Origin of the sequence: Propioniciclava sp. MC1683, from assembly GCF_014164675.1 — a bacterium.
Taxonomy (GTDB): Bacteria; Actinomycetota; Actinomycetes; order Propionibacteriales; family Propionibacteriaceae; genus Propioniciclava.
Window position 1 is genome coordinate 1 of sequence record NZ_JACJFX010000053.1, and the last position, 9712, is coordinate 9712.

At 69.2% G+C, this 9712-nt stretch carries 12 protein-coding genes; 9 read left to right on the forward strand and 3 right to left on the reverse strand.

Going from position 1 to position 9712, the window contains the following annotated elements; translation table 11 throughout:
- Positions 1-126 precede the first annotated feature (126 nt).
- From H5397_RS16480 to H5397_RS16515, 8 genes are all read left to right on the forward strand, one after another.
- Positions 127-1731, forward strand: coding sequence for an ATP-binding protein (locus H5397_RS16480; RefSeq protein WP_220492369.1), 1605 nt, complete (start codon positions 127-129; stop codon positions 1729-1731).
- Positions 1728-2861 (forward strand): lytic transglycosylase domain-containing protein, encoded by a 1134-nt coding sequence (locus H5397_RS16485; protein WP_220492370.1) that lies wholly within the window; start codon positions 1728-1730, stop codon positions 2859-2861. Before H5397_RS16480 ends, H5397_RS16485 begins: the two co-directional genes overlap by 4 nt.
- A gap of 36 nt (positions 2862-2897) precedes the next feature.
- Positions 2898-3356, forward strand: coding sequence for a conjugal transfer protein (locus H5397_RS16490; RefSeq protein WP_182818785.1), 459 nt, complete (start codon positions 2898-2900; stop codon positions 3354-3356).
- Complete coding sequence (locus H5397_RS16495; protein ID WP_255439017.1) at positions 3353-4837, forward strand: type IV secretory system conjugative DNA transfer family protein; 1485 nt, start codon at positions 3353-3355, stop codon at positions 4835-4837. The genes H5397_RS16490 and H5397_RS16495 overlap by 4 nt, the downstream gene beginning before the upstream one ends.
- The gene (locus H5397_RS16500) at positions 4830-5489 is read left to right on the forward strand and encodes a hypothetical protein (protein ID WP_182818787.1); all 660 of its coding nucleotides are present in this window, start codon (positions 4830-4832) and stop codon (positions 5487-5489) included. The genes H5397_RS16495 and H5397_RS16500 overlap by 8 nt, the downstream gene beginning before the upstream one ends.
- Complete coding sequence (locus tag H5397_RS16505) at positions 5486-6001, forward strand: hypothetical protein (RefSeq protein WP_182818788.1); 516 nt, start codon at positions 5486-5488, stop codon at positions 5999-6001. Before H5397_RS16500 ends, H5397_RS16505 begins: the two co-directional genes overlap by 4 nt.
- Before the next feature lie 180 nt (positions 6002-6181).
- Positions 6182-6412 carry a hypothetical protein gene (locus tag H5397_RS16510; RefSeq protein WP_182818790.1) on the forward strand — a complete coding sequence of 77 codons (231 nt, stop codon included), beginning with the start codon at positions 6182-6184 and terminating at the stop codon, positions 6410-6412.
- Positions 6409-6705 carry a hypothetical protein gene (locus H5397_RS16515; protein WP_166233269.1) on the forward strand — a complete coding sequence of 99 codons (297 nt, stop codon included), beginning with the start codon at positions 6409-6411 and terminating at the stop codon, positions 6703-6705. The genes H5397_RS16510 and H5397_RS16515 overlap by 4 nt, the downstream gene beginning before the upstream one ends.
- Before the next feature lie 137 nt (positions 6706-6842).
- Here the strand turns inward: H5397_RS16515 and H5397_RS16520 are convergent, their stop codons facing one another.
- Positions 6843-7184, reverse strand: a complete 342-nt coding sequence (locus tag H5397_RS16520) for a hypothetical protein (protein WP_182818791.1) — start codon at positions 7182-7184, stop codon at positions 6843-6845.
- Positions 7185-7681: 497 nt separating this feature from the next.
- Here H5397_RS16520 and H5397_RS16525 point away from each other — a divergent pair, with 497 nt between their 5' ends.
- Positions 7682-9175 carry a pentapeptide repeat-containing protein gene (locus tag H5397_RS16525; protein ID WP_220492371.1) on the forward strand — a complete coding sequence of 498 codons (1494 nt, stop codon included), beginning with the start codon at positions 7682-7684 and terminating at the stop codon, positions 9173-9175.
- 30 nt (positions 9176-9205) lie between these two features.
- Here H5397_RS16525 and H5397_RS16530 read toward each other — a convergent pair whose 3' ends face one another.
- Together H5397_RS16530 and H5397_RS16535 are read right to left on the reverse strand one after the other, a co-directional pair.
- Complete coding sequence (locus tag H5397_RS16530) at positions 9206-9460, reverse strand: hypothetical protein (RefSeq protein WP_182818794.1); 255 nt, start codon at positions 9458-9460, stop codon at positions 9206-9208.
- A 28-nt stretch (positions 9461-9488) separates the two neighbouring features.
- Positions 9489-9712 (reverse strand): transposase (locus H5397_RS16535; RefSeq protein ID WP_182814264.1); only part of this gene is annotated, 224 nt, incomplete at its 5' end.

Below are 9712 nucleotides of genomic sequence, written 5' to 3' on the forward strand. Positions count from 1 at the left end.
GCTGCTCCCACCCAACCCCGGCGTTCCCCGAAGTCAGGCTGCCGCCAGCTTCACCCCACTGCTACGACAGCGGGGCGATGCAGGTCTCTCACCTCCATCCGAAACAACAGCGCCTCGTGGCGCACCATGAACAAGCCCACCCCCACCCACAGCCGGACTATTCCGCGGAATAACGGCCATTCCGGCCGGTCGGTCGATGCCCTGTTGTCGGACTTCGGCCACGACCTGCCCCGCCAACCTGAGGCGGCTGCGCCCGCGCACGACCGGACGCCGCTGTTCCGCCCGGCGAACCGGCGCGGCCCTCTGCGCCGCAACCAAGGCTGGGCGCCGTCCCTGCCGCCGGTGGCCGGTTGGCGGATGACCTCAGACCAGGCGCCCGCGTTGTGGCCGTTCGTGGCCGGCCCCGGCCTGCCCCCGACCGGCGCGCAGATCGGTGTGGACGACTTCTCCGGGGGAGCGTTCTACGCCGACCCGGTCGGTTGGACCCTCGATGACTCGATTCCGGTCACCAACACCAACGTGTTCTGCTTCGGTGACCCCGGCCGCGGCAAGTCCGGCACCACCAAGGCGTTCGTGCTGCGCATGTCCGACTTCGGCTACAAGACCCTCATCCTGGGCGACATCAAGGACGAGTACGAGAGCCTGTGCCACTGGTTCGGTGTCGAACCGATCGCCGTCGGCCAGGGCCTGCGCGCGCGGATCAACCCCTTGGACTTCGGGCCACTCATCCACGGGTGGGAGAACCTCACCCCAGCCGAAGCACGAACGCGGGCGACCGTCGTGTTCGGCCGCTGGGGCACGCTGGTGCGCGGTCTGGTCGGGTCGCAGAAGGTCGGCGACGTCCACGTGCCCTACGGGCCGACCGAGGCGCGCGTGGTCGACCAAGCGTTGCGTACCCTCACCGGCTACGCCGACGGGCAAACCCGCCTGACCGAGACGACCCTGCCCGAGTTGAGCAAGTTGATCGAGGACCCCAGCGACGAGCTCGTCAACGAGTGCCGCTACGCCAACCGGCGCCAGTTCCTGGACGACACCCGCCTGCTGCGTGATGCCCTCAACCGGCTCGTCCGTGGCGTCCTGGCGGGTATCTTCGACGCCCACACCACCATCGACGTCGACTGGACCGCCCCCATCCAGTCCCTGTCGTTGTCCCGGCTCAAGCCGCTGGGTGATGAGGCGGTCGCGGTCGCGTTGGCGTGTACCAGCTCGTGGGGCCGCGGCGTCCGGGAAGTGTCCGACCCGAACCAGCTCAACATCACCATCCGTGACGAGGTGTGGCTCCAGCTCCGCCTCGGCCCGGACGCGGTGAAGAGTTTCGACGCCGACCTGCGCCTGTCCCGGTCGGAGGGGTCGGTGCAGTGGTGCAACATGCACCACCCGGCCAACTTCGAGGCCATCGCCGATGCCGGCTCGCAGTCCTCGATGATCGCCCGCGACCTGGGCAAGCTGGCCTCCACGACGATCTACCACGGCATCGAGGACCCCGACGCCGTCCCCACCAGCCTGGGGCCGGTCGCCCACCACGCCATCACCGAGTGGGCGTGTCAGAACAAGGGCCGCGCCCTGTGGAAGGTCGGCGATCGCCAGTTCCGCGTCCAGACCGTCCTCCACCCGGCCGAACGCGCCCTGTTCGACACCAACGAAGCCCTCGCCGGGAAAGGTCCAGAGCACGGCCCGATTCCTGACGGTCTCGCACGCGAGCCTGAGTGGGCACGAGGCGGCCTGTCATGAAGACCTTCATCGTCGGCATCCTCACTCTGGGCCTGCTGGCCACCGCTGGCCCGTTCGCGGTCGCGGTGCTCAGCGTGGTCCTGCTCGTGCCCACCGCTGAGGAGGCCAGCCACGACTACTGCCTCGCCACCCCCGTCATCACCACCCCCGAAGACGACACCACCCCCAGCGACGACCAGACGCCGGCGGTGGAGGGGACGGAGGTTCCGTCGGTGAGTGGGCTGAGTGCCCGCACCGACGGGGCGACCGACGGGTTCGCGTTGCCGCCGGCCGACGACAGCCTGCGCCGGGCGAGCCTGCGCAACCCGCCCACCGAGATCCCCGCCGACATCCTCGCCCTCTACCAAGCCGCCGCGCAGGCCTACAACCTGCCTTGGACACTCTTGGCGGGGATCGGGATGGCCGAGACCAACCACGGACGGCTGAAGGCGACCAGCTACGCCGGAGCGAAGGGGCTGATGCAGTTCATGCCCGCCACCTTCGCCGCCTACGGCGTCGACGGCAACGGCGACGGCGACGCCCACATCCTGAATGAGGCCGACAGCATCTTCTCCGCGGCGAACTACCTGACCGCCAGCGGCGTCCACAACGGTCCCGACGGCGTGCGCGGCGCCCTGTTCGCCTACAACCGGGCGCACTGGTACGTCAACGACGTCCTGTTCTACGCCCACGCCTACGGCGGGGGAGCGGTCCCCGGGACACCCGGCCGAGGGTGTGTGCCGAACGTCGGCATCATCGACGGCGAGATCCCCCAGTCCGACCGCGACGTTGGCTCCGAATACCGGCTCACGGTGGCCACCATCATCGTCAAGCGCGCGGTCGCCGCCGTGTTCCCGACCATCACCACGATCGGCGGGTGGCGGTCCAGCTCGAAGATCTCGGTCAGCGACCACCCCCACGGCAAAGGGCTGGACGTGATGATCTCCAACTACCGCGACCCCGCCCAGATCGCCCTGGGTGATGCGATCTGCGACTGGCTCATCGCCAACCACGAAGTCCTGAAGATCAAGTACCTCATCTGGCGCCAACAGTCCTGGAGCCCGCAGCGGCCGTATTGGCGGCCGATGGCCGACCGCGGCTCGGACACCGACAACCACTTCGACCACGTCCACATCAGCGTCCTCGAGTAACCCCACCCCGTCCAGCCCTAGATAGGGAGTCCGTTCATGCAGCAGCAACGCCGCCACAACCCCTACCCGCTCACTTGGGAGATCCCCCTCGGCGTCCTCCTCGGCGCGGTCCTGGTGCTGTTCTACGGCCTGCACGCCGGTCGCGGGCTCGCGATCTGGCTGGCCGGGTACGGCTGGCACTGGCCGACCCCGACCGCCCTGGTTTCCAGCATCCCCGGCGTGGTGGCCGGTGACCCGCACGCCGGGCTGGCCGACGGCGCCCTGCCTGCCGGGGCGACCGCACCAGTGATCGTGTGCGCCATCGTCGCCGAGCTCGTGCTGCTGGCCGGGATCACCCTCATCACCGTGTGGGGGTGGGCGCGGTGGGGGCCGGGCCGCATCCTCGGCATGGCCACCCCCACCCAAGTCGAGAACGTCCTCGGCGTGAGCCGCCTGCGCAAGGTCCGCCACGTCATCCGCCCCGACCTGTACCCCAAGAAGCGAGCACTCCGATGAGCATGATCACCCACCATGAAGCCAAGCCACGCCGCGTCCGGTTCGACCCCCACCATGTGGGGTGGCGGATCGGCCGCGCCCACCACCCGCGTGCCGGGGACCTGTGGTGCCCGTGGGACCGCACCTGCGGGGTGATCGGCCCCCAGGGCTCGGGCAAGACCCTCGACATCCTGGTCCCCGCCCTGCTCACCGCCCCCGGTGCAGCGTTGGTGACCCTCACCAAACCGGCCGACCTGCTGCTGTCGTGGCAGGCCCGCACCCGCGACGGCCGGCCCTGCCACGTCCTGGACCCGTTCGGCGCCGTCCCGGGCCTGCCCGAACTGGTGTGGAACCCGATCGACGGGTGCGTCGACCCGCTGGTGGCGGAACGCCGGGCGAAGGCGTTCACCGCCGGCACCGTCAAGGCCGGCGCCTCCGGCAGCGGCGACGCCGCGGCACGGTTCTACGCCGCCGAGGCCGCCAAGGTGCTGCAGGGCTACTTCCACGCGGCCGCGCTCACCGGGCAGACCCTCGACGTCGTCCTGCGCTGGGTCGCGAACCCGCTGGCCACTCAGGAGCCAGCTGAGATCCTGCGCGAGCACCCCGACGCCGCCCCGTTCTGGCACGGCCTGCTCACCGGCGCGCTCACCGGCGACGACCGCACCGCCGGGAACACGATCACCACCGTCCAGCAAGCGTTGACCTTGTTCTTCCAGCCAGACATCCGTCGTCGCTGCATGCCGCGTCCGGGGCATCCGGCCACCGACATCGCCGACATCATCCGGCGCGGGGGCACCATCTACCTGCTGGGACGCGAGGACCCCTACGCCAGCGCCAGCCCGCTGATGACCGCCCTGGCCGAACACGTCCTCGACACCGCCCTCGCCCTCGCCACGGCCAGCGAGCACAACAAGCTGTGCCCGCCGATGCTGGCCTGCCTCGATGAGTTGCCCTCGACCGCACCCCTGCCGACCCTCCGCATCCGGATGGCCAACGAACGAGCGTTGGGCATCTCGTTCATCTGGGCTGCACAGACGTGGCGGCAGCTCGCCGCCCTGTACGGCGAGCAGGAAGCCCGCGCCCTGCTCGGCCTGACCAACGTGCTGGTGATGTTCGGCGGCAGCAAGGACGGCGGGTTCAACCGGGAGATCTCCGAACTCGTCGGCAGCGTCCGCGTCGCCCGCACCACCTGGCAGACCGGCGGCAAGGGTGGACGCAGCGTCAGCGGGGAGGACATGGCCATCCTCAAACCCGAGGAAGTCCGGCAGATCCCCACCAAGCAGGCCCTCGTCGTCCCCGAGAACGCACCCCCGATCATCGCCAAGCTGTCGCGCTGCATCGAGGGCAAGATCGGACGCCAACTGTTGGCCGAACTCGACGCCACCCGCACCATCGTCGAGCGTGCGCGTGCTGACGAGGTCTCCATCGAGGCCCGCCAACTCGCCGCCCTGGCCAACGCCCGCCGGCACGCACTCACCGAGGCGGCCGACCACGATGGATAGGACACCGGACAAGTCGCTGGTGTGGACGTTCCCCACCCCCAACACCCCACTGTTGGCCGTCGCCTACCGCGACCTCTACCTCGCCGCAGAGGGCACCGCCCAGCAGAAGGAGATGCTCGGCGACCCGGCCCTGCTCCCGCGCCCGTGGGACCCGGCCACCTGCCAAGACCCGCTCCTGCGCCAGGAAGTGTGGGACTGGCTGGAGGAGTTCGTGGTCTGGTTCAACCGCGAGTACGTGTGGGACCCCAACGCCGGCATGATCCCCTCCTGCTGGCCCCAGCACCCCCACCTCGTCCACGAGATTGCCGTGCTCGCCGACCAACGCCGGCGTGCCGGCATCGCGACCACCAGCGACCTGCTCGAGGACTGGCACCGCTACGCCGTCCCCGCCTTCATCGACCGGATGAAAGCCCGCCTGAAGAACCAGTGCGACGACAGCCACCCCAGCTGGCCCGCCCGCGGCCGCCACGCCCGCCTCATGAACGAGTTCGACACGCGCCTGCGTGCCTACGGCAGCGACGTCACCACCCTCGCCCAGCAACTCGCCGAGCACCACCGGGCCGCCCTCCTGGCCGAACCGACAGCGCGCCCCAACCTCCGCCTGGTCGACGGCAGCCAGGTCGACCCCGACACCGGGGAGATCCTCCGATGAACCCCCAGCCAGACCAGCAGCTCGACCTGCTCGACTTCATCCCCTACACCGACGGCGGTCGGCAAGGCGCCCCACCACCGCCCCCCGAGGTCACCCAGTGCCGGTGGTGCCACCACAGCGAACCCAACGGATTTCTGCTCCGCAACAACCACACCCCCGACAGCTACCGCGCGATCCAGACCACCTGGTGCATCGCCATGGACCTCACCCTGAGCCACCTCATCTACTGGCAACGACGCATCCACGACCAGGACGCCACCCCGACCAGCCGGCGCCGCCCAAAGCACGAGGAGGACCCCCGCCAGGGCATGGCGCGCAGCATGGAACGCGCCCTGGTCGTGTGGCAGCACCGCCGCGACGAGCTCGACGCCCAACTCGACGCCCTCGACATCTCCCGACCCCACCGAACCGAAGAGGCACCGCCCGTCATCGAGCACGTACCCACCCGGCAACCGCCGGCCGCACCCATCCCCGAACAACGAAGCCACCAGCCCCCGGCGCCATCACCCTGACCCGTTCCCAGACGCCATCCACGTCAAGCATCAATGGTGGGGTTGAGCCATCAAAGGTGGGGTTGATACTTTAGGGGTGGCGGTTGCCCCCCCGAGGAGTGGGGGAGCGTGCGTACCGGAAAGCGTCAGCGGCGCCCGCGACAATCGAGACGACCAAACAGGCGAGGAAAGGCGGACGTGGTGAGCCAGGACTTCGAGGACGTGACCATCGGCCCCAGTGACGAGTTCAGCGTCGGGAAGTCTCCCGATGGGGAGCCCGTCATCCTGATCGAGCAGACGGCGTTCGAGGAACCGGATCGGTGGCTGTGCTTCGGTGAGGGGTTCGATGACGTGCGGCGTATGCGCGAACTGGCCGCTGCCCTGCACGACCTGGCCGCCCGCGCCGAGCGGGGGGAGTGGCGGACGGCATGAGCGCCGAGAACGAACCCGCGGCCGACCCGGGCCAGTTCCTGCGCGAGGTCGCCAACGCCGATGAGGGCTGGTCGGAACGCTACGGCGGTCCGGAAGGGATCGCCCGCTGGACCCTGAACCTGCAGGACGCCCTCAAGGAACAGGCCAGCGACCTGGCAGCGGTCCGAACCGCCGCCATCCGGGAGATGCTGACCACCCGCTCCCTGGCCGACATCGCCCAAGCCCTCGGCGTCAGCAAGCAAGCCGTGTCCAAGGCCGCCAACAGCCCCACCTGGACCGACCCCCGTTGGTGACGTGGCTGGCCACTACGAGGCCAGCAACCGAGGCCGACGCCCCCCGGGGGCGTCCGCCGGCGGGCGGCTAGCCTTGAGGTGAGGGGCCGGTGGCCGGTGTCTCCCGGGGGTGGGTTAAGACAGGCCGCCGGCTCCCCTCATGCGCGTAGCCGCTTGCGTCTCCGGGCCACCGAAGCAGCTGTCCGACCCAACAGCTGGGCCACCTGTCGAGCCGTCAGGTCGGGACGCAACACCAGCGCATCCTCTTCCGGGGTGAAGGTTCCCGACCGGGTCGCAGCCACACGATCCGCTGCCGCGGCAGCTCGAGCAGCAGCGTTGATCTTGTCCCGCTGCGTGTGGCTGTAGATCACCGCACGACGCTTGTTCCGGTCCCGGTTCTCCTCCGCATACACACGGTCCCGAGCCACCACAGCAGGGTTCCGGCGTCGCCACCGCTTCATCACCACCGCATGCACCGACCGGCCCACCAGCTCGGCCACCTCGACATCACTCGCAGGGCCGTCCAAGACGGCGAGCTCGTCGGGAGTCCACCTCTGGCGACTCACGACAACACGTGCGGAACGGACAGGCGTACTGCGCAGTGGGACCACGGATCGGCTCCTTGAATGGGGGGTGCAAGCCGGGAGGAGGCGCCAAACAGGGTAGGCCCGGATCGCGCTGTGGTGATGGTCGGTCCATCGACCATCTCATGGGGGGTCCGGTTGGTGCCAGGTTTCCGGCGGCCAGCCCCTGAACCCTTGGGGAGTGAGAGACCTGGGGAGTGGTTCAATCGAAGCGAAGCAGCGGCCCTCGGAGCTGTTCGTATACCTGTTGTCCCCGGATAGGCGGTCGACTCTGGTGGTACCGCTGCCACAGCCCCCGAAGGAGTCTCCCGATGAGTGCTCAGTCAGACCGCCTCACCCAGCGCCTGGCTGCGTGGCGCCGGCGGGATCCTGTGTCGCTGCGGACAGCGACCATCCTCAGCCTGGCCACCTTCGTGCTGGTCGCCCTCGGCGCTGTCTACATCCTGGGGCGGCCTTGGCAGCACGGATGGGGGCTGGAGATCGGCTACCTGTCGTGGAAGGATCGGCTGCTCTACGCCGGCGGGCTGGTAACCCTCAGCGGTGCCCTCGTTGCCCTGGTCGTCAACTACCGCAAGCAGCTCGCCGCCGAAGCCGGCCAGTTCACGGCGGGCTTCGCCGACGCCGCCCGCCAACTCGGTGACCAGGCGCCCGCGGTCCGGATCGCCGGCGTGTACGCCCTTGCCACGCTCGCCGACCGGCACCCCGGCCGCCGACAGCAATGCATCGACGCGCTGTGCGGCTACCTTCGCCTGCCCTACCACCCCGAGGCCGGGGCTGGTCACCTGGCCGAACGCAGCACCGAAACCACCGACACAGAGACGCACGTCAAGACCATCGACAGGCGCAGTTACAGAGCCGACGACCGCGAGGTACGGCTCACCATCATCCGCACCATCCGCGATCACCTCCGGCCCCACGCCGCCGTCAGCTGGCAGGGCCACGATTTCGACTTCACCGGCGCCACCTTCGATGGCGGCGACTTCACCAAGGCCGTCTTCTCCGGCGGCACGGTCAACTTCGAGGGCGCGGAGTTCTCCGGCGGCACAGTCCACTTCGAGGGGGCGGAGTTCTCCGGCGGCACGGTCCACTTCACGGAGGCGGAGTTCTCCGGCGGCACAGTCCACTTCGGGAGGGCGAAGTTCTCCGGCGGCACGGTCCACTTCGGGGGGGCGGAGTTCTCCGGCGGCATTGTCAACTTCGCGGAGGCGGAGTTCTCCGGCGGCACAGTCCACTTCGGGAGGGCGAAGTTCTCCGGCGGCACGGTCCACTTCGGGGGGGCGGAGTTCTCCGGCGGCACGGTCGACTTCTGGCGGGCGGTGTTCTCCGGCGGCACGGTCGACTTCAGGTCGGCGGAGTTCTCCGGTGGCACGGTCCACTTCGGGAGGGCGGAGTTCTCCGGCGGCACGGTCGACTTCAGGTGGGCGGTGTTCTCCGGCGGCACGGTCGACTTCAGGTCGGCGGAGTTCTCCGGTGGCACGGTCCACTTCGGGAGGGCGGAGTTCTCCGGCGGCACGGTCCACTTCACGGGGGCGGAGTTCTCCGGTGGCACGGTCCACTTCGGGAGGGCGGAGTTCTCCGGCGGCACGGTCCACTTCACGGGGGCGAAGTTCTCCGGCAGCACGGTCCACTTCACGGGGGCGAAGTTCTCCGGCGGCACAGTCCACTTCGAGGGGGCGAAGTTCTCCGGCGGCACGGTCCACTTCGTGGGCGCGGAGTTCTCCGGCGGCACGGTCCACTTCGCGGGTGCAGTGCTCGCGGGCGGGGAGGTGCGAGCTGAGCGAGAGCAGCTTGCTGTGCTTGCGCCCGACCTTGCGAACGTCACTTGGGCGGGCGGGGGCCTGAATGTTGGAGGGGCAGTCGCGAAGTCCGAAGAGGAGTTGAGACGGTTGCTGGCCTCGACTCAGTGATGTCGGTTTCGAGTGACGCGTCCGGCGGACTCATGTCCCGGTGTCGGCCGCGGCGTTCGCCTGTCCGACACCCGCCAAAGTGAGACCTCGACCCGCCTCTGGTCGGGAAATGAGACCTGCACCGCTGCTGACGCCCATCACACGGGCGATGTCGACCACGGTGCGGCCTTCAGAGGCCATGCCTCGGGCCAGCTTGGTTCGGTCAGAAGTGATCTTGGAGGGTCGCCCAACTCGCTTGCCGGAGGCGTTGGCGGCCGCGAGCCCGGCGACCGTGCGTTCCTTCATGAACTCGGCGCGTATCGGTGTCAAGTCTCTAGGGCGTGTCGCGTAACTGGTCTCGTAGGCAGATGATGGTGCTGGCCAGGACGAGGCCGGCGCGGTAGTTGCGAGCGAGTTTGTCGTAGCGGGTGGCGATGGCGCGGAACTCCTTGATCCGGTTGAAGAAGCGTTCCACCACGTTCCTGCCCTTGTAGATGGTGGGATCGAAGGCAGGTGGGCGACCGCCGCGGCTGCCCTTGGCCTTGCGACGGGCGATCT

Coding starts and splice junctions, on each gene's coding strand:
- H5397_RS16480 (WP_220492369.1), top strand. CDS start 127: ATGAACAAGCCCACCCCCACCCACAGCCGGACTATTCCGCGGAATAAC.
- H5397_RS16485 (WP_220492370.1), top strand. CDS start 1,728: ATGAAGACCTTCATCGTCGGCATCCTCACTCTGGGCCTGCTGGCCACC.
- H5397_RS16490 (WP_182818785.1), top strand. CDS start 2,898: ATGCAGCAGCAACGCCGCCACAACCCCTACCCGCTCACTTGGGAGATC.
- H5397_RS16495 (WP_255439017.1), top strand. CDS start 3,353: ATGAGCATGATCACCCACCATGAAGCCAAGCCACGCCGCGTCCGGTTC.
- H5397_RS16500 (WP_182818787.1), top strand. CDS start 4,830: ATGGATAGGACACCGGACAAGTCGCTGGTGTGGACGTTCCCCACCCCC.
- H5397_RS16505 (WP_182818788.1), top strand. CDS start 5,486: ATGAACCCCCAGCCAGACCAGCAGCTCGACCTGCTCGACTTCATCCCC.
- H5397_RS16515 (WP_166233269.1), top strand. CDS start 6,409: ATGAGCGCCGAGAACGAACCCGCGGCCGACCCGGGCCAGTTCCTGCGC.
- H5397_RS16530 (WP_182818794.1), bottom strand. CDS start 9,460: ATGAAGGAACGCACGGTCGCCGGGCTCGCGGCCGCCAACGCCTCCGGC.